Annotated in this window: 22 protein-coding genes and 1 pseudogene; 9 read left to right on the top strand and 14 right to left on the bottom strand. The window is 59.8% G+C overall.

Annotation, left to right across the window (positions count from 1 at the left end; all coding sequences use genetic code 11):
- The first annotated feature begins 663 nt into the window (after positions 1-663).
- The 4 genes from ACXYMS_RS06000 to ACXYMS_RS05985 all read left to right on the top strand — a co-directional run bounded on the left by ACXYMS_RS06000 (position 664) and on the right by ACXYMS_RS05985 (position 5,881).
- Positions 664-2,805 (top strand): Wzz/FepE/Etk N-terminal domain-containing protein, encoded by a 2,142-nt coding sequence (locus tag ACXYMS_RS06000; protein WP_458904508.1) that lies wholly within the window; start codon positions 664-666, stop codon positions 2,803-2,805.
- Positions 2,806-3,001: 196 nt separating this feature from the next.
- Positions 3,002-3,676, top strand: coding sequence for a hypothetical protein (locus ACXYMS_RS05995; RefSeq protein ID WP_458904507.1), 675 nt, complete (start codon positions 3,002-3,004; stop codon positions 3,674-3,676).
- A 10-nt stretch (positions 3,677-3,686) separates the two neighbouring features.
- Positions 3,687-5,096, top strand: coding sequence for an O-antigen ligase family protein (locus tag ACXYMS_RS05990; RefSeq protein WP_458904505.1), 1,410 nt, complete (start codon positions 3,687-3,689; stop codon positions 5,094-5,096).
- Between the two features lie 2 nt (positions 5,097-5,098).
- Complete coding sequence (locus ACXYMS_RS05985) at positions 5,099-5,881, top strand: metallophosphoesterase family protein (protein WP_458904504.1); 783 nt, start codon at positions 5,099-5,101, stop codon at positions 5,879-5,881.
- 161 nt (positions 5,882-6,042) lie between these two features.
- On the opposite strand, the gene ACXYMS_RS05980 is transcribed toward ACXYMS_RS05985, so the two are convergent.
- The 3 genes from ACXYMS_RS05980 to ACXYMS_RS05970 all read right to left on the bottom strand — a co-directional run bounded on the left by ACXYMS_RS05980 (position 6,043) and on the right by ACXYMS_RS05970 (position 8,418).
- Positions 6,043-6,669, bottom strand: coding sequence for a sugar transferase (locus tag ACXYMS_RS05980; RefSeq protein ID WP_458904502.1), 627 nt, complete (start codon positions 6,667-6,669; stop codon positions 6,043-6,045).
- Between the two features lie 512 nt (positions 6,670-7,181).
- On the bottom strand, positions 7,182-7,529 hold the full coding sequence (locus tag ACXYMS_RS05975) for a hypothetical protein (RefSeq protein ID WP_458904501.1): 348 nt from the start codon (positions 7,527-7,529) through the stop codon (positions 7,182-7,184).
- Between the two features lie 322 nt (positions 7,530-7,851).
- A complete protein-coding gene (locus tag ACXYMS_RS05970; RefSeq protein ID WP_458904499.1) occupies positions 7,852-8,418 on the bottom strand; it encodes a transglutaminase-like cysteine peptidase in 567 nt (188 codons plus the stop codon).
- Positions 8,419-8,710: 292 nt separating this feature from the next.
- On the opposite strand from ACXYMS_RS05970, the gene ACXYMS_RS05965 reads away from it, so the two are divergent.
- Positions 8,711-9,472 (top strand): NAD kinase, encoded by a 762-nt coding sequence (locus ACXYMS_RS05965; protein ID WP_458904497.1) that lies wholly within the window; start codon positions 8,711-8,713, stop codon positions 9,470-9,472.
- A gap of 44 nt (positions 9,473-9,516) precedes the next feature.
- On the opposite strand, the gene ACXYMS_RS05960 is transcribed toward ACXYMS_RS05965, so the two are convergent.
- The 4 genes from ACXYMS_RS05960 to ACXYMS_RS05945 form a co-directional block, all read right to left on the bottom strand.
- The gene (locus ACXYMS_RS05960; RefSeq protein WP_458904496.1) at positions 9,517-10,716 is read right to left on the bottom strand and encodes a DUF2336 domain-containing protein; all 1,200 of its coding nucleotides are present in this window, start codon (positions 10,714-10,716) and stop codon (positions 9,517-9,519) included.
- A 122-nt stretch (positions 10,717-10,838) separates the two neighbouring features.
- Positions 10,839-10,991, bottom strand: a complete 153-nt coding sequence (locus tag ACXYMS_RS05955; protein ID WP_458904494.1) for a hypothetical protein — start codon at positions 10,989-10,991, stop codon at positions 10,839-10,841.
- A 116-nt stretch (positions 10,992-11,107) separates the two neighbouring features.
- Positions 11,108-11,920: a lysozyme family protein gene (locus tag ACXYMS_RS05950; RefSeq protein WP_458904493.1), complete on the bottom strand. Its 813-nt coding sequence runs from the start codon at positions 11,918-11,920 to the stop codon at positions 11,108-11,110.
- A 62-nt stretch (positions 11,921-11,982) separates the two neighbouring features.
- Positions 11,983-12,588, bottom strand: a complete 606-nt coding sequence (locus ACXYMS_RS05945) for a nitroreductase family protein (RefSeq protein ID WP_458904491.1) — start codon at positions 12,586-12,588, stop codon at positions 11,983-11,985.
- Between the two features lie 189 nt (positions 12,589-12,777).
- On the opposite strand from ACXYMS_RS05945, the gene ACXYMS_RS05940 reads away from it, so the two are divergent.
- A complete protein-coding gene (locus ACXYMS_RS05940) occupies positions 12,778-13,746 on the top strand; it encodes a hypothetical protein (RefSeq protein WP_458904489.1) in 969 nt (322 codons plus the stop codon).
- A 775-nt stretch (positions 13,747-14,521) separates the two neighbouring features.
- On the opposite strand, the gene ACXYMS_RS05935 is transcribed toward ACXYMS_RS05940, so the two are convergent.
- From ACXYMS_RS05935 to ACXYMS_RS05920, 4 genes and pseudogenes are all read right to left on the bottom strand, one after another.
- Positions 14,522-14,902 (bottom strand): PIN domain-containing protein, encoded by a 381-nt coding sequence (locus tag ACXYMS_RS05935; protein ID WP_458904487.1) that lies wholly within the window; start codon positions 14,900-14,902, stop codon positions 14,522-14,524.
- On the bottom strand, positions 14,902-15,114 hold the full coding sequence (locus ACXYMS_RS05930) for an AbrB/MazE/SpoVT family DNA-binding domain-containing protein (RefSeq protein ID WP_458904486.1): 213 nt from the start codon (positions 15,112-15,114) through the stop codon (positions 14,902-14,904). The genes ACXYMS_RS05935 and ACXYMS_RS05930 overlap by 1 nt, the downstream gene beginning before the upstream one ends.
- A gap of 376 nt (positions 15,115-15,490) precedes the next feature.
- Positions 15,491-15,634 (bottom strand): annotated as a pseudogene (locus tag ACXYMS_RS05925) (MFS transporter); the annotation flags it as partial.
- A gap of 205 nt (positions 15,635-15,839) precedes the next feature.
- Positions 15,840-16,829, bottom strand: a complete 990-nt coding sequence (locus ACXYMS_RS05920; protein WP_458904484.1) for a fatty acid desaturase — start codon at positions 16,827-16,829, stop codon at positions 15,840-15,842.
- A gap of 176 nt (positions 16,830-17,005) precedes the next feature.
- Between ACXYMS_RS05920 and ACXYMS_RS05915 the strand changes: the two genes are divergently transcribed.
- Together ACXYMS_RS05915 and ACXYMS_RS05910 are read left to right on the top strand one after the other, a co-directional pair.
- Positions 17,006-17,755 (top strand): glycosyltransferase family 32 protein, encoded by a 750-nt coding sequence (locus ACXYMS_RS05915; RefSeq protein ID WP_458904483.1) that lies wholly within the window; start codon positions 17,006-17,008, stop codon positions 17,753-17,755.
- Positions 17,756-18,120: 365 nt separating this feature from the next.
- Complete coding sequence (locus ACXYMS_RS05910) at positions 18,121-18,624, top strand: hypothetical protein (RefSeq protein WP_458904481.1); 504 nt, start codon at positions 18,121-18,123, stop codon at positions 18,622-18,624.
- On the opposite strand, the gene ACXYMS_RS05905 is transcribed toward ACXYMS_RS05910, so the two are convergent.
- The 3 genes from ACXYMS_RS05905 to ACXYMS_RS05895 are packed head-to-tail and all read right to left on the bottom strand — an operon-like array spanning position 18,608 to position 22,075.
- Complete coding sequence (locus ACXYMS_RS05905) at positions 18,608-19,927, bottom strand: ABC transporter ATP-binding protein (protein ID WP_458904479.1); 1,320 nt, start codon at positions 19,925-19,927, stop codon at positions 18,608-18,610. The genes ACXYMS_RS05910 and ACXYMS_RS05905 overlap by 17 nt on opposite strands.
- On the bottom strand, positions 19,927-21,222 hold the full coding sequence (locus ACXYMS_RS05900; RefSeq protein WP_458904477.1) for an ABC transporter ATP-binding protein: 1,296 nt from the start codon (positions 21,220-21,222) through the stop codon (positions 19,927-19,929). Before ACXYMS_RS05900 ends, ACXYMS_RS05905 begins: the two co-directional genes overlap by 1 nt.
- A complete protein-coding gene (locus tag ACXYMS_RS05895; RefSeq protein WP_458904475.1) occupies positions 21,212-22,075 on the bottom strand; it encodes an ABC transporter permease in 864 nt (287 codons plus the stop codon). Before ACXYMS_RS05895 ends, ACXYMS_RS05900 begins: the two co-directional genes overlap by 11 nt.
- A 130-nt stretch (positions 22,076-22,205) precedes the next feature.
- Here ACXYMS_RS05895 and ACXYMS_RS05890 point away from each other — a divergent pair, with 130 nt between their 5' ends.
- On the top strand, positions 22,206-23,573 hold the full coding sequence (locus ACXYMS_RS05890; RefSeq protein ID WP_458904473.1) for a glycosyltransferase family 4 protein: 1,368 nt from the start codon (positions 22,206-22,208) through the stop codon (positions 23,571-23,573).
- Positions 23,574-23,579 lie beyond the last annotated feature (6 nt).

Below are 23,579 nucleotides of genomic sequence, written 5' to 3'. Positions count from 1 at the left end.
CCTCATCCCGTCCGGCCCCGGGCCTCCGAGAGAAGCGCCCCCCTGTAAGCCCCTATTCTTTCACGGTAAATTGTAGTAGAGCAACCTGTCGCAAAATTCCGATATGTCTGAAAAAACTGGGATCGCGACGTCCGTCGCGCCACTTGGCAGCGGCCTTGAGTGCCGCGATTTAGTCTGGCGAAACGAGGAGGAACGGCCAACAGTTCTTTATGGGAGGATCAGAGTCGCCTGCGATCGTTCGATAGTGACGAAACAATTTAACTCTAGTCATAGCTTCGTCGGACAATGGATGGAAAGTCGTATCGATCCATGGCAATTTGCGTCGCGATCGATCTGGTTGGGACTGTTTGTTCTTGCGCTGTCTCCATTTAGCGCGAACGCTTCCGACCACCAGCGTCGGACAAAGGCGTTAGGTTTTATCGAAGAGGGAACGTGCAATACTCACGAAGCAAATCGATCGCTACGGGCATCCCGAAAGACAACTTGTGACATCTGCATTGGCCGTGAGAACCATTAATAGGCACCAAGGGGTACTCGATCAGGTCGAACCACTTCTGGCCTGCATCGGGCAAGTGCCTTGCAGTCTTACCTGGGGCTTTCGCGCCGGGCATGCCGACAATACAAAGACAATTCTGAACAACGCAGCAGGATACGGAATTAGTAATGGAAGAGAGTGAGATCGACATCCGCGGGATTCTCGGACTGCTGCGGAGACGCCTGTTGCTGATCCTGGCGACCACCGTTCTCGTGGTCAGTGTTGCCGCGGCGGTGGCCTTCACCCTGACCCCACTCTTTTCCGCATCCGCACTGGTGCTGGTGGATCCCTCACGCAAGAACATCCTCGATGACGCGACCATGCCCGGTGCCAGCTCGGCTGCGGACAATGCCCGGATTGATAGCGAGGTGGAACTGGCCCGTTCCGACAACGTCCTGATCAAGGCCATTGAACGCGAACGACTGGTTTCGGACGAAGAGTTCGGTGTTTCCATCGGTCTGAGGGCGCGGCTGCTCTCGTTTTTCGGTGTGCCGATCCCGGAGCTTCCCTCGGGGGACGAAGCGCTCAACCAGACACTGGCCAAGCTGCGCAATGCCGTGACGGTCCAAAGACGTGGGCTGACATATCTTGTCTCCCTGCAGGTCCGCTCGGAAGACGCCCAGAGAGCGGCAAACCTGGCCAATGCCCTGGCCGAGGTCTATATCGAGGATCAGCTTTCCTCCAAGGTGTCGAGTGCCCTTGCCTCCCTCTCGGTCATCCAGAGCCGGCTCGAGCAGGCCCGCACCGCGATCGTCACGTCGGAAACCACATATGACGATTTCATCGCCGAAAACATCGACGCGATCGCGCGCGACAGTGGCAGAAGCGATCTGACAAACCTGCAGGGCCAGATCGCGGCCTTGGAAGCAGCGCGCGAACGATCCGCCTCGCTGGCCAACACCGTACAGGTCGCCATCGCCGGCAGTGACATCAATGCGATCGTCACCAATCTGCAATCCGAGGCACTGAGCACGCTTGAGGCCCAGCGCCAACGCCTCCAGCAGGATCTCGACACGACAACGGACAGCACGACTGAACTCAACCTCAGGCAAGAGCTGGAGAACATTGAGCGCTCTATTGTCGAGGCGGCGAATACCGAGGTCTCGGCCCTCCAAAGCGAAGTCCAACAGGCTCAGGACCAAAGCGCCTCGCTTCGCCAAACGCTGCGCGGTGAGGTCATCAGCTCGGCCCTTTCGGCCGACACCCTGACGCAAATATTCGAGCTTCAGCAAAACGCCGAACTGGCGCGGCGCCAGTATCAGACATTGTTGTCTCGTGCCCAGGACCTAGAAGCCCAGGCGGATCTTCAGCTTGCCGATAGCCGCATCGTGTCGACGGCACTTGCTCCCAATGGCGCCTCTTTCCCCAATACAAGGCTCATCCTCCTCCTTGCCGGCCTGGCCGGTCTTGGACTTGGTGTCGCCCTGGCATTCCTTTATGAAAACCTCATTGGAGGCTTCACGACCGACGAACAGGTTGCCACCGTGCTCAAGCGTCCGGTTGCAGCAACCATCCCCCGTCAGCAGGGAAAAACCGAGTCAGCAAGCCACGCCGACCTTGTTGTGACCTCACCCCTGTCGATCTTCTCGGAATCGGTCCGCAGGGCCAGGGCAGCATTCGATCAGGCCATCCGCAAATCGAAACGCCGCGACCCCGGTCAGGGGAACGGCAATGTGTTGATGGTGACATCGTCCAACCCCAACGAGGGCAAGACCACCTTGTCGCTCGCCATCGCTCGTTCCGCTGCCATGTCCGGACAGTCGGTCCTGCTTATTGATTGTGACCTGCGCAAGCCCTCGGTCCACCGCCACCTGGGCATCGAGCCGGACACGGGCCTTCTCGAACTTCTCCAATCCGACGAAGGCGATCACGTAACCGCCCTGCCCCGGATCGTCGTCAAGGACCCGCTCTCCAAGATGTCCGTCCTTGTCGGCTCGAGGCGCAGCGATATACCGACCGACCAATTGCTCGCCAATCCTTCGTTCCAGCGCATCCTCAGGGCGGCGCGTCGCACCTTCGACCTTATCGTCCTCGATACACCGCCCGTGGGCCCCGTGGTCGACGCGCTCTATATTTGTCAGCAGGCGGACGCGATGGTATTTGTCGTCAAATGGGCCAGCACCTCGCAGAGTGACGCGAGGCGGAACATCTCCGCTTTGGTCGACGCCGCTGGCGAAGACCTCCCCCTCCTTGTCGCACTGAGCCAGCAGGAGCAGTCCCGGTCCGATTACTATAAAAAGTACGGCGGATACTATTCCTATAGCACCTAACCCGCGATCGGGAGACCGACCGACTGCTATGGATCATTCCGTTTCTCCAGGTGGCCAATTTTTTCGGCGACACGGTTCCTCGACTGTATTCTTGAGCGCTGGAAGGTTTCGTCAATCTGCGTTGGGTATATCCGGTGGACAAATACACCTAGATTGGGCGATACCGACCCCGATAATGGACGGTTGAGTGATCAGCATGGACCAAAAGCAACGGCCGCTCTTGTGGACACTTGTCGCCATATCGGCGGCAACATTTGCACTGGGCGTCTTTGCCCTAAGGGCCGAGGCTGAAACCACGGCGCTGGGATCGGGAACGTCCCGGCTGCCCACATTCATTGGCATGATATCCGACCAGGCGAGCATGCCACTTTCCGTGCAGGGCCGCCGGGTCCTTCTGGACATGTGCGAAATCGGAATGCAGTCGACGCCACCGCTCCTGCTCCGCTTTGCGAGCGAACAACAACGTCAGTTGGTCCTGCCCTTCTGCGAGCGCCTCGCCGGCAATGCCGTAGCCGCCGCCAGGACGGATTCCTACGCCTGGCTCGTCCTGGCCATGGCGCAGATACGTCACGACGACCTGGAAGCGGCGAGCCAGAGCATTGTCTGGTCGGGCCGGACCGGGTCGACGGAAAGCTGGATCGCCAGATCGAGGTTCAGTCTGATCCAGGATCACCATAAGGGCCTCTCTCCATCCGCCCGCGAGATCGGCGACGCCGACACGATCCTCCTGGTCTCGACCAACAAGGGCGCCGACGTCGCAAGGCGCTATCTGGAGGACCCTGCGTTCCGGCAGCGCGCGGAGGCGCTCATCGAGACCCAACCGCAAGCCGTGCAGCGCCGCTTTGTCTCGCTGCTCCGGCGTCAGCTCTAGGAGAGGCGCGATGACATTGTCCGCTGCCGGCTTTGGTATCTCTTCTCGTCGCACTGCCATCCCTGACCAGGCTGGCCGCCGGCCGCAAAACGGCTTCGCGCTCTGGGCCCTGCTGCTCCTGCTCGCCCTGGTGCCCCTGCCCCTGGCCAGTGCCCGTCCGTTCCTTTGGACATTATGGGCCAGCTATGTCGGGCTGGTTTCGATCGTATTCTTTTCCTGGCAGATCAGGTCCGGCAAGGCCCTCCGCCTCAGTCCGCTTGAATTCAGGGTTCCGGCCACTCTTGTTGGCCTGACCCTTGTTGGTTTGCTGGTTCAGCTCCTGCCACTGGGCGCCTTACCCATCATCGCAACGGAGGGATCAGAACTCGCTGCCTCCCAGATCAGCGTGGCGCCAGGTCAGACCATTCTGATGCTGGCCCGGCAATTGACCTACGCCCTCGTCGCAGTCCTTGTCCTGCAGGTCGCCGTGAGCGACAGGCGTCGCCCCCTTTTCCTCCACGGGCTCATCGCGATCGTCTTGGTTTATGGCGCCTATGGCCTGGTGGCGTTGCGCACGGGCGACACCATCCTCGGATTACCGAAATGGGCCTATTTCGGATCAATTACAGGCAGCTTCGTCAACCGGAACTCCTTCGCCACGTTCCTTGGCTTCGGCGCGGTGCTGACCCTGGCCCATGGTTGCGGCGTGCTCAAGCGTCAGGCCGAACGTCACCGTGACGACGGGATGGTCGCCGGCCTTTTCAGCCATGCCGTCCTCTATGGCGCCGCCTATGTCTTCCTGATCCTTGTGACCATTGGAACCCAGTCCCGCATGGGCCTCTTCGCTGCTCTTGCGGGCTCCGCGGTGGTCATTCTTGCCACCCTGATCTCGATACGCCGCCTGGGCCTCATTCTCCTGGTGAGCCCCCTGGCCCTGGCGGTCCTTGGCGCCCTTTTCTGGCTGATCGGCGGCAACCTGCTCGAACGCATAGAATCCCAGGGCTTTGCGTCCAACGACCGGTTGACGCTCTATGAACAGGTGGGGAACCTGATCGCCCTCCGACCTTTCACGGGTTTCGGTGGCGGGACCTTCGAGATCGCCTTTCCCCTTGTTCACCAGCTTCCCCTCCGTGCGGATGTGTCCTGGAACCTGGCCCACAACACCTATCTCGCCCTCTGGGCAGAGCTGGGCCTGTTAGCCGGGTCTTTCCTGATTGTCGCGGTGGCCGCGATCGCCATCCGCCTCCTGTTCGCGCTGAAGCGAAGGAAGGGATCATGGACCGCGCAGATAGCGGCGCTGGCGGTTATCGTGCAGATCGCCATCCACTCGACCGTTGACTTCAGTTTAGAAATTCCGGCTAACACCATGATGTTCGTGGCAATTGTCGCCACGGGCCTCGCGACGACGGCGGGGATACGGGCCAGTGGCGCCGGGAAATGACATTGAATGCACTCAAAAGGCTCTTCGGATCCAACAAGCACCAGCCGACGCCGCGTTCGACGTCCCGCCACCTGAACCTTGAGACGTCGCCATCGGCGGTCTACGCCATAGGTGACGTACACGGATGCCTTGATGAACTGCGTGCCCTCGAGCGCAAGATCGCCGAGGACAGCGCTGGCATCCCGGGCGATAAGCTCCTCGTCATGCTCGGGGACTATATCGATCGGGGTCCCAACTCGGCTGGGGTACTGGATTATCTGCTCGTCGGGCCCCCTCCATCCTTCAAGCGAATCTGCCTGATGGGTAATCACGAGGTCATGGCATCCGCGTTCATGGACAATCCGCATCCGCGGTCTGACTGGCTGCAGTTCGGGGGAAGTGAAACGCTACTGTCCTATGGTCTGTCCCATGCGACTGTGGAGACAACCAAGGCCCGGCAATGGGGCCAGATGATCGGTGCATATGTACCGCAGGAGCATGTGGACTTCCTCCGCTCGTTGCCTTGGACCTTAAGCCTTCCTGGCTGGCTTTTCGTGCATGCAGGCGTTCGACCAGGCGTCGCCCTGCTCGAGCAAAGCCCCGACGATCTGTTCTGGATCCGTGAGGAGTTCTTCGAGGCGACCGAACATACCGGGGCAATTGTGGTGCATGGTCATACGCCTGCCGCCGCACCGGTTGTGACCCCTGCCCGCATCTGCATAGACACCGGCGCCTACGCGACCGGCATCTTGACGGCGCTCAGGATCACTCCGGATGGAAAGACCGCCATCCTCCATTCAAGCTGACAATTGCATCCGTTTGGCAGGCCCGGATTGGCTGACGGGCAAAGGACCCTCTGGTCCGAACTGCCGGGGCGAGGCCCAGGCAGTCATTGTGCGCAAGGACGGAACAAAGCTGAAATCAACCTCAGCGACCCCGCTGCCCGCCGTTTCAATGGCCCGTCGTTTTAGTGGCCACTTCCGGTGACGAATTCGCGGACCAACGTCCTCACCAGGATATTCATGTCGAGCCAGATCGAGAAATTTTGGATATAGGCCAGGTCGTGATCCACGCGTTCACGCGCCAGCCGATTGTCATGAGTTGGACCGCGCAAGCCATTGGCCTGCGCCCAGCCTGTGATCCCCGGCCGCATGGCCAGGCGATCGCCGTAATAGGGCACGAGGTCACGATAGGCCTGCCCACCTGCCAACATGCCCGGAACATGCGGCCTCGGTCCCACCAGTGACATGTCCCCGACAAGGACATTCACCAGCTGGGGCAGTTCATCGATGCTGGTCTTGCGAATGAAACGGCCAACAGGCGTCAGACGGGCGTCATTCTGGACGGTCTGGGCGATGCCAGAAATGTCGCAGCTATCGACGCGCATCGACCTGAACTTGAGCACCTGGAAACTCTTGCCATCAAGCCCTTCGCGGTCCTGGCGGAAAAACACCGGGCCGGGACTGGTGGCCTTGATGACAAGGGCGACGATGATCAGCAAAGGAGCAAGGAGCGTCAGACCCGCGACTGCACCAACGATGTCGATCACCCGCTTGAGCGTCAAATTGAAGCTGCGCACGGGTGTATCCTCCATGATGGCGGAGTCCCGGTTCAAGGGAAGCCCCGAATGCCAGGTCACGCTGATCTGCCGCTTGGTGATCCCAGTGGACCTATAAGCGGGTTGAGAGCCCTCCAGACCATAGCCGCCGATCTGAACAGTCTCCCCACCAGGCTCCGAACGAACGATACTACCCATACTGCCGATCCCTCTGCACAAGGATTATCAACTGAAATTCTCAAGCCGCCAGATATACTTACCAGAAAGTTTCCGAGATCAAAACTATAATGACGAACCCGGTTAATCCCGCAAGCGACGCCAACGACCACGGCGCAAAAAATTTCTAGGACTTGACTCTGGACGACACCTGACGGAGCAAACTAGTGGATCAGGCGCACGAAATTTCCAATTCGACCCAAGCCATGCCGAACCCGCATCCCTGCCCTGTAGCTCCTGCAAGAAGGTGTTCGAAATAAAAGAAGTGTCCAAAAAAAAGGCGCGGATAAAAACCCGCACCCCTGTATCCTGTAGAGAAACTACTCGACTTGTCAGACCGGGCTGGCTGCAGCGACCGCACCGGACTCCGGCAACAGTTCTTCAAACAGCGCCTCGATCACGTCACCACCACCGGCCGCAGCCACCTCGGCACGCAGTTCAGTGAACGACTGCAGCGCAACCGCCGGATCGACACCTGCAGCGATCAGAGCAGCAGAATAAGCATTGATGGCGGCTTCACACGCAGCCGGACTTGGCGCCACACCGCCAGACGGCGTGCAGGCTGCAAAGACAGCCTGGTATAGGGCTTCGAAACCCGGAACGGGAGCAGCGAACGGGCTGGAAACTGCTGAGAGCCCCATCACACCGGCTACGCCAAGGGCAGCAATGAACTTGCGCATGTTTACATCCTCACATTGTCGCCGCAGCAGATTACTACGACGCTAGGTTTTTATCCGTCAACTCACATTTAGACTTCATTTACCGAGCTGGCAACTGCAGTCCTCCAAATAGGTAAATGTCGAAATCGTTCCCGCCAACCGAATAAGTCAGGCAAAAGGCCGTCAGCCAAGGATTTTCGGCCTTGGATCACCAGCGCCTTAGGACGGCGGCGCCTGAGGATGGTCAGCCATGCGGAAAACGCAGGGCTGCTCTTATTCTCTAAATTGAAAACAAACAGGCCCGCGGGTGACACGGGCCTGCTGCAATTACTGGTTCCGATGCTTAGCCGGCAGTCCAACGGGAGGGATCTGACGAGGACATGGACCGGATATTGTAGCCCGATGCACGAAGCGTTTTGACCGAATTGCTCAAATTGTCGAGCACATAGTCGCCCTGGCTGGTGCGGACCACGAGGACCGCATGGGGTTCGCCGCGGCGTGTATGGGTATAGGCGATGCGCAGGGATCCGGCCGAAACCCCGTTCCGGATCAACATGCTGCGCTTGCTCAGGACATAGTCCTCACAGTCGCCCTCCGTCGGGTTGAGCTCCCATATGTCGGCATTGTCTACACGCGGCCTGATGGCGCGGTTGACATGCACATTGACCTGCTGCAGCACCGCCATGAGATTGGGGGTCATGGTCGCTTGGCCGCTGCCGCCACCGCGGCACTCAGCCCGGTTCTTGGCGCAGAAATACTGCATCGACAGAGGCGTGATCGCAGCGGTCTGGACCACGGGGGCGAACCCCTTATAGGCGTGATCATTGATGTATGCCGCCGCCGTGCCGACGGACGCCATGGTGAGAGCGAGGACCAGGCCTGCCATCTTGAAGTTAAACTTGGTGTTCATTTGCGCCATCCCTGAAGCTTTTGATGGCCTCAGGATGCACGCAACAGATTGCTTGCCCATTTGCGCGGTAGATACAATTTTATTCAATTTGGCGCGGTTCCGGCCGCCCCTTCGAAGCCTCCTAGACCGCCCGCCGTAAGGCCGTCTTGATGTCGGCGGGCCAGTTTGATGCGATATGTCATCGTACTTGATTCGAAAGCGAGCGGTCCCCGCAGGGGCAGACCGCGCTGGCAGGCATTTCCGGCCCATGATAGGCACGACCCGACATCCCGCCTGCGAGGACAACCGTTCCATGAGCAAGATCTGCGTCGTGACCAATGAAACCCCCGCCGCCGAGGAAGCCGCCACCCGGCTCCGCCAGCGCTACGGGCATGCCGGTCTGGAGGAGGCCGAGTTTGTCGTTGCCCTGGGCGGCGACGGGTTGATGCTGCTGACATTGCATCGCGTCATGGGCACCGCCAAACCCGTTTACGGGATGAATTTCGGGTCGGTCGGCTTCCTGATGAATACGTTTAGCGAGGATAATCTGCCCGCCCGCCTGGCCGCCAGCCAACGCACCTCCATCTACCCGCTGGCTATGACGGTCCTCGACGCCTCCGGCAACAGCCGGACTGCCCTGGCGATCAACGAGGTGTCGCTGTTCCGCTCGACCTATCAGGCTGCCAAGCTGCAGATCGTGGTCGATGGCGAGGTCAGGCTCGACGAACTCATCTGCGATGGCGCGCTTCTCGCGACCCCGGCCGGCTCGACCGCCTATAACCTCTCGGCCCACGGCCCCATCCTGCCGATCGAGGCCCCCCTGCTGGCCCTGACCCCCATTTCGCCGTTCCGGCCGCGGCGATGGCGGGGAGCGATCCTGTCGAACCGCGCCAGTGTCAAATTCATCACCCGCGAGGCCGACAAGCGCCCTGTCAGCGCGGTTGCCGACAATGTCGAATTCCAGAATGTCCTGGAAGTGACCGTGAGGGAAGATCGCACCAGTGGGGTGACCCTGCTGTTCGATCCCGGAACGAGCCTTGAGGAAAGGGTGTTGAGCGAGCAGTTCCGCTTTTAAGGCGCAAACGGTATCGTGGCGCCCCGCTGGTCGCAGCGGACCTATCAGGCGGCTGGCAAATGCAATTGCCTAGCTTGGGCTGGACAGGGCAGGCCAGAGGTCGACCCTCCCGCAAACGCCGCCATGACACCCTGCGCGGCCTTGCGGGCGAGCGTTATGTTCTGCTCATTGAGATAGCCAAAAATCTCCTCGAGCGCCTCGGGAATGTCGCCCTCATATTGGTCGATCAGTTCTTCGGTCAGCGCCGTGACCACGTAATGGCGGGCCGCGACATCGTCAGCCAGGTCGATCGAACGGGCAAGCATGACCAACCGCACCAAAAGCCCTCCAAAGGCGGCATCCAGCCCGCAGCGGGAAAAGAGCGCGACCAAAGCGGCGCGGCTCCCCGCTTCGAGCAGGGTGTAGACCTTGTCGCTGCCGGTGCCAGCCAGCCCACCGACACATGCCGAAAAAAACAGGACGCGTCCGGTGACCAGGGAATGGAGAAGAAGTCGCGTATTGACCTGGTCGGTCCTGACAAGACGTTGGACATAGGCAGCCCTCGAACCATCCGTCTCGGCCTCGCCGATGGCGGCAAGGGCCGTATCCGTCCCGTCGCGCACCAAACGCGCCAACCGTTCGGGCGCCAGGGAGCCCTTGACCAATCGGCAGGTCGTGAGGCTCTCCGTCACGCGCCGGACGAGGACCAATCTTGCGGAGCCGGGCAGGTCCGCCCGCCCCAACAGCGCCCCCCGCACTCCCGCGTCTTCGGCCCATCGTTGCGCCGTCTCATCGAGCACGTTTGGAGTGATCGAGACGTCCTTGCGCCGGAGGAGACGCAATGCAAGCCCCCGGCCCCCCCGCGCGAGCAGAGCCCCGGCGAGCCGGGTGCTGATCGACCCGCGCTGCGAGATCGCCACCAGGACGCTTTCCTCCCCATGCCTGACCAGTGGGAAAAGGTCTGCATCGACCAGGACGGGGGAATATTGCAGCACGGCCCGCGAAATGATGGCGCTGTCCCGAAGAAGGGCCAGCATTACCGGCCGCGGGGCCCGCGTTGAATGGAGGAGCCCATAGGCCAGGGCGGCCCTTACCTTGACCGATGTATCATCGAGAAAGCCTATCAGGGCGGCGTAGAGCGCCGCGCGCTCGTCGGCGGGGCCGAAATGATCGAGATAGGCGAGGGCAGCCAGATGCGCGGCGTGGCCCCTTTCGTCACTGTCATGCGACAGGGAAAGTTCCGAAAACGCCTCGTACCCGACCATGACTTACTCCACTCCGACAAGGAGCGAGGCTAGCGGGCATTCTTTAAGGAACGGTTCACCATGATCTTGGAATAGTCCCGCAAAGGGCACAGGTCCGGCGGCAATATAGGCGGGAGGCTCGGCTAGGCGCCGATGATAAAGGTGAAAGCCGAGCTCATGGCATTGAAGCCAAGGATCACGAACGCCCAGGACAACATGGCAAAACCGGCGATCACCAGGCCGCGCGGCGGCAGGGAGAGTGCCTCTGCCCTTGCTCTATTGATGGGATGCGCCATGTCAGACCCTCCGGAACGCCTTGCCTTTGAAAATACCGATCCATCTAGCCCCCCTAAATATTAACACCCCTTGAAACCATTTCGTTGCAATGTGCGCATCGGGGTCTGGGCAAGGGTCACTGGTTGTAGAGTTGCGTAAAAAACGCCGCTCCCGGCTGTCCTTCTTCGCGGGGTTCCTCCGCCTCGGTCTTGAAAAGCCCCGTAAAACTCATGTTCTCCCGTGAGAACCGCGAGGGAAGCGGTGGCACGACCTCTTGTTCCGGCGCGGCAGCGGCACCCTGCCCGCTGATCTGCTGGGCGGCAAAGGCGGCATTGCCGCCACCCTCATGCTTGGCCACGAGGACCTGGTAGACCTGGCGGATCGTGCGGGCCTGACCCTCCCGGTCGTAAAAGATCGCCCTGTTGGCGGCGGCCTGGCGCGGGAAGAGGCCCACGGCGAGCTGCTCGGGATTTTCGAGGCCCGCCCGGAACATCCTCTCGGCGCCCTGGGCCCCCAGGAAATGGGCGATATAAAGCTCGCCCGCGCTCGGCATGCGCCCGAAGGCGCCACGCAGATATTCGCCATTGGAGCGCGTGAAGGCGGCGGCCAGATCCGCCGCGACTTGCGGGGTTTCCCGAAGAGCAAGGATCTGCGCTCTCTTGGCCCTATCCGCCACGGCATAATCGCCGTCGCCGGTCCGGCTGATCTGGTCTGCATAGGCCTGGTAGCCGAGGCGCGGCCCCTCTTCCTTCATCACCTGCAGCCAGGTGCCCTCGAGGAACTGGAACAATCCTACCGCCGAGGAGGTGCTCGCCCGCGCCTGGGGATCAAGGCTGCTCTCGCGCATCGCCGTCTGGACGAGATAGCCGAAATCGACGCCACTGCGTTCGCCTGCCGCGGTGAGGGCATTGGCCAGACTTTGCGGTATGGATATCGGCTGCACACCCATGACGGGCTTTCGGATCTCGAATCGGGTGCATGAGTTTATCAGCTCGCCCCATTAACGCATCGTTAACCAGATGCGCCACCTGGCGGGACTGGCGCTTCCCAGCGCGAGACCACGGCGTCAAGCTCGGGCCGCGGCCGATCCTCGGGCTCCATGGTGGGCGTCCCGACATGGACAAAGCCCACGAAGCGCTCGCCAGGCAAAGCCCCGAGCATGGCGGCGGCCTCGGGATCGAACGAAAACCAGCGGGTCACCCAACTGGCCGCAAAGCCCATGGCAAAGGCGGCATGGACGAGGTTGAACGCCACGTTTCCCGCCGAGAGCAATTGTTCGAGCTCGGGGATCTTCTCGCTGGGCTTGGGCGAAGAGATCACCCCGATCGTCAGCGGCATGGGGAGGAAGCGGTTGCGCTCGATCTCAAGGCTCGCTTCGTCAAGGCCCGGATTTGTCCGGGCCGCGATGGCGGCAAGCTCATTGCCGGCCAGCATCCGGTCCTCGTCCGCGATCACGACCAGGCGCCAGGGCGTCAGCTTGCCATGGTCGGGAACGCGGGTGGCTATGGTCAGCATGGTCCGCAATTGGTTCTCGTCGGGCCCGGGCGCCTTGAGGAAGGCGGCGCCGACCGAGCGGCGGGAGAGGAGATAGTCGCGAAGGACGCGATTGGCTTGCATGGGAAACTCCTTTACCCCCTCGATTAGCCAAAGTCGCGCGCCACAGCCAGTTCATCGCGGGAAAATTCCGCCCCTGACCACCGAGGCGGTTTCAAAACCCTCTCGGTTGTGACACAGCTTTTCCCCAATCATGGCCTACTTGCACCGGAGAGTCGGGCCTTGGACAACAAAGCGGCAGCCGGAGATAACATGCGCGGGGCAAGGAATATTGCGATTCTCATGGGACTAGTGGTCGGCTTCGCCATGTTCCTGCCGAGCGCCGCCATCCAGGCCCAGGAAAGCGTCGACATCCCGCCCCTGCCCCGCCCCCGACCCGAGCGAGATGCCGCAACGCCAAAGGCTACTGCCCCGTCCGAGCCAAGCGCCGCCACCGAAGCGATCGCCGCGGTCTCGAGCGTACCCCAGCCCGTCACCTTGACGGCCCGCATCACCCAGGACGGCACGCCGATCCCCGAGGGCCTGGTCTGGCGCATCTTCGAGAGCACGCCCGGCCCCGACGGGGAGATGGCGCTGGTCGCCAAATCCGATGCCGGCGCGGCCGAACTCGCCCTGCCCCCGGGCGATTATGTCGTCCACGTCGCCTATGGACAGGCGCAATTGAGCGAGACCCTGTCCGTGGTCCCGGGCGACAATGCTTTCGAGGCCATTCTCGAGGCCGGCGCCCTGCGCCTCAATTCGGCCGTCACCGGCGACATCCCCATCTCCCCGGCACTGGTCCAATTCGACATCTATACCGCGGGCGACGAGGCCAGCAGGGCCCTGGTCGCCGACAATCTGCCGCCCAACGAGATCGTCACCCTCAATGCCGGCACCTACCAGATCGTCTCCCGCTTCGGCGCGGTCAATGCGGTGGTGAAGGCGGACCTGAGGGTCGAGCCGGGACAATTGACCGACGCCACGCTCTACCACCATGCCGCAGAGATCTCGTTCAAACTGGTCTCGGAGGAAGCCGGCGAGGCCATCGCCGACGTCGAATGGACGGTCAAGACCGCCGATGGCGCCACGGTCTTTTCCGAGCGCTCGGCCTTCCCAGCGACTGTGCTGGCCGAGGGGGATTACCTAGTCCTCGCCAAACTAGGCGACCAGGTATTCAACCGCGAGATCCAGGTCCAGCCCGGCGGAAGGCGCGAGATCGAGGTGCTGACCACCGTCTACTAGGTGAGCTTGCGCTTTAGCGAGGCCCTGTCCCGGCATCCGAGGCACTCGTTCCGGAAACAGGAGTCACAATTGTCGACTTGGCTTTGCGCAAATCCCCCGGCATAGGGGAGCTTGTGTACCAGCGCCATTTCCGCACATAGCCGACTTCGTCTTATACCATTTTTGCGAGAACGACTTCTGACTGTCCTGCCCGCGGTTTCCTGAGGGGTAGGTTTCCGTGCCGGCCCAGTCGGCAAATAGCGCTCCACCTGCACCGCGTTTACTGAAGCGGTTCGCCAGTCCGGGAACACTGATCGCCCGCTGTCGCTTACCTTTGTCGGCGCGACTGGCATATGGCAAGCCTCGAATGGAAATATGTAGTCGCGACCGCCGTCCGCCACAAAAAGCATGCTTGCAGCTCTATGATGCGGGCGCGCGTTTAGGCTCCCGATCGGACCTGAACTAACGATACTACCGACTGGCTCTCCGAGCCACGGCGCCCCCCGCCCCCCAAGCCCAAGCCAACACCGTGCCCAAGTTTCTTAGGCCAGCACGGCTTGTTATCAGCGCCAGCAGTGCCGACGCCCCAAGCAAGGTCGGGTTCACCAGGAAGCGATCAATCCAGTTCGGAACCACCAGTATTGCCATGGCGCCAAACCGGTCGATAGACAGCATGGTGTCGGACGCTGCGGAATAGAACGTGACCCCGAATGCCGGCAACCTCCTTCCGGACCTGCAGGCATCCGATTATCCAAATCTGGTTCGGTTGTACCGATCGGTCCCAAGCCAGCTGCGGTCAGGATGGGATTTTTGCGAGGACAGTAACGTTGGGCAAACCATCGAAATGTCCATCGCAGGTGATCAAATCGGCGCCGTGAACCTGGGCGCTTGCAAAGACAACCGCATCAGCGGTTGCCAGCTTGTGTTTTCGGCAGAATTCCCCCGCAAGCAGTGCGATTTCTGTGTCAAGCGGAGCGATCCGGCAAAGCTGAGTGAAAGCTATGACCTGGTCTGATTTATCCTCCCCAACCTCCCGAACGGTCCATTTGGCAAGTTCGAGCTGTACCATTGTCGGCACCAGCCACTCTTCTGGTTCGGGCAAATGTGCGGCCACGACCTTGCCGGTCGGTGAGCCGACCAACCACTCGATCCATGCCGATGTATCGACCAGTCGCATCACGTCCGATCCGCGCGGTCGCGATAACCGCTTGTCGCCGCGCCTGGCGCAAATCCTGCAATGGTTTCGCGCTTAGGCACGGGAACAAGGAGAACTCCAGTTCCTTTTGGGATGAACGCGAATGTGGTGCCCGCTTTCCAATGCTGAGCAGAACGCACAGCCTTCGGAATCGAAATCTGGAATTTAGATGACAAGGTGGCGATGTCGGCCATGTTTACTACCCTTGTGAGATCGATACGCAATATGTAAGATAAAAAGAACTCGTGCGCAAGTAATGGCGACTTCACAGGTGGAACAGCCAGCGTCTCACGGGGTTAGATCAGGCATCGGACCGATCGCCGCGCGCATGGCACCGTCTCCGTCGCACTCTGGCGCAACTTTGGGAATTTCGACATCGCCCCGTGCTCTCACCTCTTACATATTGGCAACGGCAATGAGGTGTTGTCTCGGGTCCGACGACATAAGCGCTGTTGGCGCTCGGCATCACTTGCGGCTTGATCAGCAGGCCGTCCTTTTCGATCATGGGCCCCATGAAACTAGTCCACTTTTCGGAACTTTCGCTTTCCCCGACGGCAAGGAGCTCACACGTGCAACACATTGAAAGGTCAGCGTCACCAGGCCGATCTGCACGTAGTCCAGACCATAGCTGATCTTAAGGATCGGGTAGATTGCGGCGAGCAGCGACTGCATGACGTCATTGATCAGGTGACAAGCACCCACGGCAAGGATGATGGAGAGCGTGGTCTTGCCAGCGACGCTGCTTTCAGTCGTGCTTGTTACGAGCGTGCTACTCGCCGACGTGTTGGGTGCGAATGTCATAGTGCTGATACAGAGGACCGTGGTGAGACGTTGTCATGGCTGCTGTCCGCGCTAACATGTCAGCTGATTCATGTCCTCCCATCTTCTTCGCGAGGGCCGAACAGAGAAAGCCCCATTATCACGTGGTGGGGTTAATCGTGGACGGAACCAGCGTCAAAGGTGGAGTCTTCGGCGCCCGCATCACACGGGAGTGTAGGGAATACTCGGGATTGAAAACGAAGGAGCACACCAATCGAGTCCAAGATGCATAGGACTGTAAGGAGATATAAAACTCGGGAGCTATTCTGCGTAGCTCAGGTAACCGGTTCCACGGAATTGACGGGAAGTCGTGGTGCTCATTGTGATAGCCCACGTTCAACGCCAGCAGATTGAGAGGCCCGTAATAAGAAAACGTCTCCTGCGAAATATCGTTGGTGTAGTGTTCCTGAATCCAGCGCCCCCCGAGGGGGTGCAAACCCACGGAAAAGAACATCGAAGCACCAAGATATATCAGGGCAATCCCACCGCCGATCACGTAGAGAGCTGACGCAAACGCAGCCGCCAACGCAATGCTCAGGGCAAACCATGGGGACAATAAGGGTTTCCGATCGACCCGAAGCAGTCGAGTGGTTTCGAACACTGGGAATAGAAGGAGCCAGAGCGCCTTCATGTACCAGGCGTTGCCGATCAGCTGCGCTTCCCACTCGCTGGACAGGTCCATGTCCTTATCGTATTCGCCTTGATGCGCGTGATGCTTGAGGTGATAGACCGAGAACCCGATTGCTGCTGGAATCAGGTTGGGCAGGTCTGCTAGAATAGCGACAACCTTATTGAGCCAGCGGTTGGCGAAAATCAGATTATGGCTGGCTTCGTGGATCACCACGTAGAGGCAGTGGTTTGCGAAGGCTCCGAAACAATATGCGACGATCAGCGCGAGCCAAACGTGGCCAAAACCTAGTTGTCCAAACGCTATGGCAATCGTCACCTGAGCCACGAACAGGACAAGCATAATGAGTGCGGTCCACGGATTGCGGCCCATCAGGCGGCGGATCTCAGGATATCGTTTGAGTATTGCGCCGGTGCGACCAAGATGGGGTTGATCCGATGTTGAAAACAGGAACCCTGACATTTTACCTGCTGTGCCGTTTGCTTCGCATATCAAGCACTTATCGCCGATGGGAACCTGCGAACACAAGCGGGCCAGTTGCAGATTGTACCGCTTGACTCGGTCTAACGACGCGTAGAGATTTCCAGCCCCAGCGCGTCACACTGATAACCACAAGCGCCTGCGCGGAGCGCTTCCTAGTGATCCCACCAATCCTCTCCCAGACTTGGAAATCCTATGATTTGCCGGCCGAAGGCGCTAGGTTAGCTGCCACTTGGCGCGCCCTCAATCCAGGACTGAACTATCGTCTCTATGACGATGACGACGCTCGCAAAGTTTTCGCCGACACATTTCCCGACTTCCTTGGCGACTACGATCGGCTACCCTTGCCCATCCTTAAAGCCGATCTTTTCCGCTATGCCGTCTTGTGGCGCGACGGCGGCATCTATGCCGATATAGACATGGAGTGTTTGCGTCCCATCTCGCATCTGCTCGCGCACGGCACTTGCTTGTTCTCAATAGAGGCGCATTTAACCGCCAGAAGGCAGGCAGAGCTAAACTACTCCCGACCCATCCAGGTTGCCAATTGCATCATGGCGGCTCCCCCTCGCTCCCGGATATTCGCGAAACTCGTTGAACATGCAATCAGCTGCGTCCGGGCCACCTCCAGCATCGAACACGCCAATGTGGAGGATATCACAGGTCCGCGGATGCTGACGCGGTTCTTGCTCGCCGGCCGCCATGCCAACATCCATATTTTGCCCCAGATTATCTTAATGGCGCCCCTACACTATCCGTTTGTCTTCCCGCTAAGCCGAAACATGCATGCGCGCCATCGCACGTTTGGCACGTGGAAAAACGCGGGACCGCAGCCCCCTTTGCAGCGAAGGATTATCGAGCGCAACAGGTGGCCACAGCCCTTCCCGCGCCACATGAAATTCGAGCTATAACCGCCGTGAACCTCCCTACTTCGCGAGCTCTCCGTCGGAACGCTTCCCGTACGATGGCCCGCTACGGTAACGTGACCTACAAGAACGCTTTGAAGCTATATTGGCGAGCGCTCAACCTGCACTGGCGCCTGCCGCCAAGGGCGTTATCGCCCCCCCGTCCCGAGCGGGTCGTCGTTGCGCTCTCCACAATACCATCGCGCCTCCCTCACCTTCGCCCCGTGCTTCGAAGCCTGCTCGACCAGTCGGTTCCTGCCGACCGAATTCTTCTGGCCCTCCCGAGCTTTTCACATCGCGAAAGCTGCCCCTATCCTTCCCCGTCTGACCTGGACCTTCCCCCGGGGGTAGATACTCTGGCTTGCGAAGATTTGGGACCGGTCACCAAACTCATCCCCGCACGCGAGGCAGAGCCGGAGGCAGCGATTATAATTGTTGACGACGATGTGATTTATCCCCGTCGCTTCATCGAAACCTTGCTCGACGCCCACCGCGCCTATCCAACGTGTGCACTGGGCTACCGTGGCGTGCGATTCACGCCCGGAGTGTCATATCCCGACCTCGAGCACGTGTTTTCAAGCGCCCTGTCGGTCGCGCACTCCGTCGACGTACTCTTCGGCACTTGGGGGTACATGCTGCCACCCAACGTCCTTACACACCTGCGCAGCGACACTGTACCGAATGCCCTGCGTTGGGTCGATGATGTTCTGGTCTCTGGCACCCTCGCACAAGCGGGAGTGCCGCGGATGGTGGTTCGAAGCGAGGATTTTCCTATCGAAACCGCCGCAGCCATGCGCAATGCGCTTTCCGGCAACTTGAACCGTGATGGCAGCAATGACCAACGCGCCGTGCAAGCATTCAAGGACTATTGGTAGTGTTGCAATCAGGCGTGACCGGAGACACCGTCGCATGCAAAACCCGCACGCCGACCCGACCATGACGCACGCTGTCGCCGGTTACGGTGAGCACGAGAGCGTCTTCGAGCCAATTGACATGAAAGTGCCGCTCCTGGGTCCCGGACAGAACTGATGGTGCCAGTGTATATGTGCCCCGCGGCAGCAACGGCATGCGGAATGCTAACTCAGCTTCAAGCGCGCTGCTGGCCGCGAGCAGAATCTTCGTGTTGCGAAATCTGGCGAACGTATTGTCTCCAAACAAGTTTTGGCCGGCTGCATTTCGTAACATGAAGCCAACAATGGGACTGGCGAACGCTCTATCCACCTGCACCTGCATGCGCAGTCGCACGGGCGTTCCCCCGGTTATGCGCCGCATTGGCCGTCCCTCCCCGTCAATAAAAGCGCAATCGATTATTCTAGCTTGTCCGGTGCCATGGCTGGCGCACAAGCGATTGAACGAGCCGACGTCGATCAGGTTCGGACCAACCGGTCTTAGATCCGGCGCGTTAGGATTTGAACGTGCCGCCTGCAGCCGCCGCTGCGGAGCTGGCGTGGGCGCGCTTGGTTCAAGGCTTTCGACATAGTGCGCGAGAATGGTTCTCGTTGGTCCAAATCCAGCCTGGCGGCCACGCTCCAGCCAGAGGGCCTGTTCGCACGACGCCAATACAGCGTTCGGATCGTGCGACACGAACAGGAGAGCCCCTTTCTTCCGGAATTCCGCCATGAAGCCGTGACATTTGCGCTGAAACGCGGCGTCGCCCACGCCTAAAATCTCATCCACAACCAGGACATCGGCATCGACATGGGCGCAGACCGCAAAGGCGAGGCGCGCATACATTCCAGACGAGTACTCGCGGACCGGACGGTCAAAATAAGCACCTATGTCCGCGAACGCTTCGATGGCCGGTATGCTCCTATTGATCTCGGCCTCAGTGAGCCCGTAAACCCCTGCCGAAAGCAGGACGTTTTCGCGTCCGGTAAAATCGGGATGAAAGCCGGCGCCCAGCTCCAGCATCGCCGCGATGCGTCCGCGTACTTTCACGCACCCCGCGCTGGGCGCAAGTGTTCCGCAAATGAGCTGCAACAAGGTGGACTTGCCAGAGCCATTCCGTCCAACAACACCCAACGACTGACCGCGTCTGAGCTGGAGGGAAACGTTGTGCAGCGCCCAGAATGGGTCTTTCGGGGCGCCGCCCGCCATGACCCGTGCGAATGCCTTGAGCGGATTGCGTTGTCGATCGAACGACTTGCCCACCCCTTTGACCTCGACGACCACATCCATCACGGCGCTATGGTCATGCCGTTGATACGAAGTTCTGCTGCAGCCGGAGCGGAATTGGCCAAGCCTGCGGAAACGTGCTGAGACAGGACTGAGAAGTGCTGGGCAATCGGCTCACGGGCCAGCAGTTGTGGCACGCGACCGGAGCAGTCGAACAGCACTAAGTCAATCGCATAAGTTCCGCTCGGCAGATAGGGTAGTTCAAAGGTAAATTTGGCCTCTAACTGCGCACCGCTTGTTGGCACCGTAAGACCGAGTTCGCAGCTCTCGGTGGCAAGCACTGTTTCTCCAAGGCTATCGCGCACAGCAAATCCCACCAGCGGACGCCCCACCGACCGATCAAGCCGAAAGCGGACAGCCAATACTGCCTCTTCTCCGCCGGATGCAGAACCAAGCGCCTCCCCGACGCTCTCAAGCCAGCAGCTCAGGATTGAGGCTCCTCCGACCGGCACCGGCAGATGATCAAAGTCGATCCCATGTTCTAATTCGGCCACCGCCGGCACGACACCGGGCACACTGAGATTGAAAGGGTGTCCGTCCGCTTCGAAGGCGCCAACCGGCGCAGCCGTTAACCGTGCTGTTTCCGTATGATAGGCGTGCATGATCACTCGCGGCGAGCCGCGCAGTACGATGCGCCCCCCTTCGAGCCATATGGTGTGTGTGCAGAGGCTCAGGATCGCATGCTCGCTGTGGGAAACCAGTATGACAACGCCGTGCTGTCGAAAGCGACGGATGAACTCAGCGCAGCGCTGCTGAAACTTGAAGTCGCCGACCCCAAGGATTTCGTCGACGATGAGAATGTCTGCATCGACGTGCGCTGCCACTGCAAAGGCAAGGCGCGCAAACATGCCGCTGGAGTATTCACGCACCGGTCGGTCGATAAAGCCGCCGATATCGGCCAGGCCCTCGATCTGGCGCATGCGCGCTGTCACCTGCGAAGCTGACAGACCGTAGAGAGAGGCGGCAAGAAAGACGTTCTCGCGCCCGGTGAAGTCTGGATGAAATCCAGCCCCCAGCTCCAATAATGCGACCACACGCCCTCTGATCTCGGCAGACCCTTCGCTGGGTGTGAGGGTCCCGGCCAGAAGACTAAGCAACGTCGATTTACCTGAGCCATTACGCCCAACGATTCCCAGGCATTGTCCCGGAAACACCTCAAAATGGACGTTGCGCAGCGCCCAGAACTGCGACCTGGCCTGCACTGGAAAAAATTGCTTGAGCAGATGGCCAGCGGGATGGCGAAAGGAATCAAAGTGCTTGCCAAGATCGTCCGCTTGGATAGCGATTTCAGACGACATCGGCAAAGCTGGGCCGTGCCCGTTCAAAGAAGTAGAAGCCAACAATGAGAACCACCAGGGCGCTCAGGCAATAAGCGAGCCAGCTGTGCCAAGGCAGATTTCCGTCCAGGAAGAGCACCTGTCGCGTTGCCTCAAGCGGGAAAGTGAGCGGATTGATCCAATAGATGGGACGAAAGGCAGAGGGCACCTGATCCAGGCCATAAAAGACCGGGCTGACGAACATGATGACCGGGCCAATAGCGACCAGGACATGCCCAAGGTCTCGAATATAGGCGCCGGTAGCTGACAAGATCCAGGCGATGCCCACCAGCATCAAGACCAATGGGACCAGCACGATCAGCACAGCAAGCATGGCGTATGGCGGTTGACCTAACAACACCATGCCCAGTACCCACAGCAATGTCAGCCCGACCAGCATTCTTGCGCCCGACGCGCAGACCATCACCCAGGCCAGCAGATGAAGTGGAAACACGACTTTTTTGACATAGCTGACATGGCTCCGGATGTTGCCTGGCGCCCGATTCAAGACCTCAAACGAGAAAGCGAATATGCTGAGCCCTGCGAAGTACATCAGCGGCGCCTCCAGCGGCGTACTGCTTTGTGACGCCCAAGGAGATTCCATCACCACACCGAAGACGAATGTGTAGATTGATACGAGGACTATCGGGATCAGCACCATCCAGAACAGCCCCAGCGCACTTCCTCGGAACTGGGCCTGGATTTCGCGCGCAAGAACCCGAACGAACAGGTCTCGGTTACGCCAGACACAGCGGCCGGGCTCTGTCAAGATATCCCACGCCCACAGGGCCATTTGGCCTATGGAACGATCTGGAGGTGTCAGGCGGTCGCGCATTCATTGCCTACAACGCGGGATAGACGGTGTGCCAGGTTACCGACCAGGCGCCCACTTGAGGTACCCTGATCGAGAACGGGGCGCAAGTGACCCGAAGAATGCTCTTGCTCCGCTCACCGCAGGCGGCATATTGACCAAGATCTCCGCGCCGCCCTATGGGTTGAAGGCATCAACTGGGAGCCCACAACTGTATTTCTCCTCTGTCAGCGCCCCCTCTCGTCTTTGGATCGAAATCGACGATCTGGTGCGCTATTTCGATGGTTCATCAACGCCCACCGGAATTGGGCGGGTCCAGTTAGAGCTGCTTCCGCGCCTGATCGAGAGCTACGGAAACCGCGTCTCGCTATGTCGCATTGGCCGCAGCGCCAATGATGTGCAGATGGTGAGCCCCAAACGCCTTAGTGCGCTGATCGGCGGACTGGACGTAAAACACGCTGGTAGACCGGCTAAACATTTACAAAATCCGCTCACGCGCGCGTTGCTGCGTCGGTTACGCGCAGCCCTGGACGCAATGCTGCACGCCCCCCATGCCCGCGCCAGCTTCGTCAACCTTGTTAAGCGCGCGGATGTGCTCGTCTCCCTAGGGGCGAGCTGGACCCATCACCGCTACGGCCATTCGGTCCGAGCCCTGCGCCAGCGCTACGGCATGCGGTTTGCGCTGCTCATTCACGACATTCTTCCAATATCACATCCGCAATATGTGCATCAGGCACATATCCCCAATTTTCGGCGTTGGTTGGACGATATGTCACTGGGCTGGGATGTTGTTCTTACCCCGTCCAGAGCTTCTGCCGACTTTCTGACCGATTTCTTGATATCAGAGGGTGCCACCCCACCTCCAACATTCCCCATTCCTTTTGGATTCGGGTTTAGCCCGATGGCCGAGAGCTTCGCATCGCCCCTTGAAACAGATCCTTACGTGCTGTTCGTCTCCACCATTGAGATCCGCAAAAATCATATCCTGGCCCTGCGCGTCTGGCAGCAGCTGGTTGCCCGCCACGGTCCGGAGCGTATTCCCAAGCTAATATTTGCTGGCAAAATGGGATGGGGCGTAGACGAGTTGCGCCGTGCCTTAGCAGCCTGCAATAACCTTAACGGAAAATTGCGCATCGTCAGCTCGCTCTCCGATGCGGAGATCGCACGTGCCTACAAAGACTGCTTATTCACCATCTTTCCAAGCTTTTGCGAGGGGTGGGGACTGCCTGTGTCTGAGAGCATTAAGCTGGGTAAGTTTTGTGTAGCCTCAAATGCCACCTCGATCCCTGAAATCGCCGGCGGCGCCATTGATTACTTTGATCCCAATGACGAACAGGACGCGTTCTCGGCCATAGAGCGGGTGATATTGGAGCCAGACTATCTCCAGCGCCGCGAGGATTTCTTGCGCCAAGAGATGCGGATCCCCACCTGGGACGACACCGCAGAGGCAATCGTATCTATCTTGGCAGGCGAGCTGACGGGGAATGTTCGGCCGCATCCGCCGTACGTTGCTCTAACCTGACGGTCC

It is taken from the genome of Devosia sp. CAU 1758, from assembly GCF_054482695.1.
Note: the sequence above shows the minus strand (reverse complement) of the source record. Positions and strands in the feature narration are given on the sequence as shown.

Coding starts and splice junctions, on each gene's coding strand:
- ACXYMS_RS05980 (WP_458904502.1), bottom strand. CDS start 6,669: ATGGAGGATACACCCGTGCGCAGCTTCAATTTGACGCTCAAGCGGGTG.
- ACXYMS_RS05935 (WP_458904487.1), bottom strand. CDS start 14,902: ATGCGACTGGTCGATACATCGGCATGGATCGAGTGGTTGGTCGGCTCA.
- ACXYMS_RS06000 (WP_458904508.1), top strand. CDS start 664: ATGGAAGAGAGTGAGATCGACATCCGCGGGATTCTCGGACTGCTGCGG.
- ACXYMS_RS05960 (WP_458904496.1), bottom strand. CDS start 10,716: ATGGTCGGGTACGAGGCGTTTTCGGAACTTTCCCTGTCGCATGACAGT.
- ACXYMS_RS05970 (WP_458904499.1), bottom strand. CDS start 8,418: ATGAACACCAAGTTTAACTTCAAGATGGCAGGCCTGGTCCTCGCTCTC.
- ACXYMS_RS05975 (WP_458904501.1), bottom strand. CDS start 7,529: ATGCGCAAGTTCATTGCTGCCCTTGGCGTAGCCGGTGTGATGGGGCTC.
- ACXYMS_RS05920 (WP_458904484.1), bottom strand. CDS start 16,829: ATGTCAGGGTTCCTGTTTTCAACATCGGATCAACCCCATCTTGGTCGC.
- ACXYMS_RS05995 (WP_458904507.1), top strand. CDS start 3,002: ATGGACCAAAAGCAACGGCCGCTCTTGTGGACACTTGTCGCCATATCG.
- ACXYMS_RS05945 (WP_458904491.1), bottom strand. CDS start 12,588: ATGCAAGCCAATCGCGTCCTTCGCGACTATCTCCTCTCCCGCCGCTCG.
- ACXYMS_RS05940 (WP_458904489.1), top strand. CDS start 12,778: ATGCGCGGGGCAAGGAATATTGCGATTCTCATGGGACTAGTGGTCGGC.
- ACXYMS_RS05965 (WP_458904497.1), top strand. CDS start 8,711: ATGAGCAAGATCTGCGTCGTGACCAATGAAACCCCCGCCGCCGAGGAA.
- ACXYMS_RS05990 (WP_458904505.1), top strand. CDS start 3,687: ATGACATTGTCCGCTGCCGGCTTTGGTATCTCTTCTCGTCGCACTGCC.
- ACXYMS_RS05950 (WP_458904493.1), bottom strand. CDS start 11,920: ATGGGTGTGCAGCCGATATCCATACCGCAAAGTCTGGCCAATGCCCTC.
- ACXYMS_RS05930 (WP_458904486.1), bottom strand. CDS start 15,114: ATGGCCGACATCGCCACCTTGTCATCTAAATTCCAGATTTCGATTCCG.
- ACXYMS_RS05895 (WP_458904475.1), bottom strand. CDS start 22,075: ATGCGCGACCGCCTGACACCTCCAGATCGTTCCATAGGCCAAATGGCC.
- ACXYMS_RS05900 (WP_458904477.1), bottom strand. CDS start 21,222: ATGTCGTCTGAAATCGCTATCCAAGCGGACGATCTTGGCAAGCACTTT.
- ACXYMS_RS05905 (WP_458904479.1), bottom strand. CDS start 19,927: ATGGATGTGGTCGTCGAGGTCAAAGGGGTGGGCAAGTCGTTCGATCGA.
- ACXYMS_RS05955 (WP_458904494.1), bottom strand. CDS start 10,991: ATGGCGCATCCCATCAATAGAGCAAGGGCAGAGGCACTCTCCCTGCCG.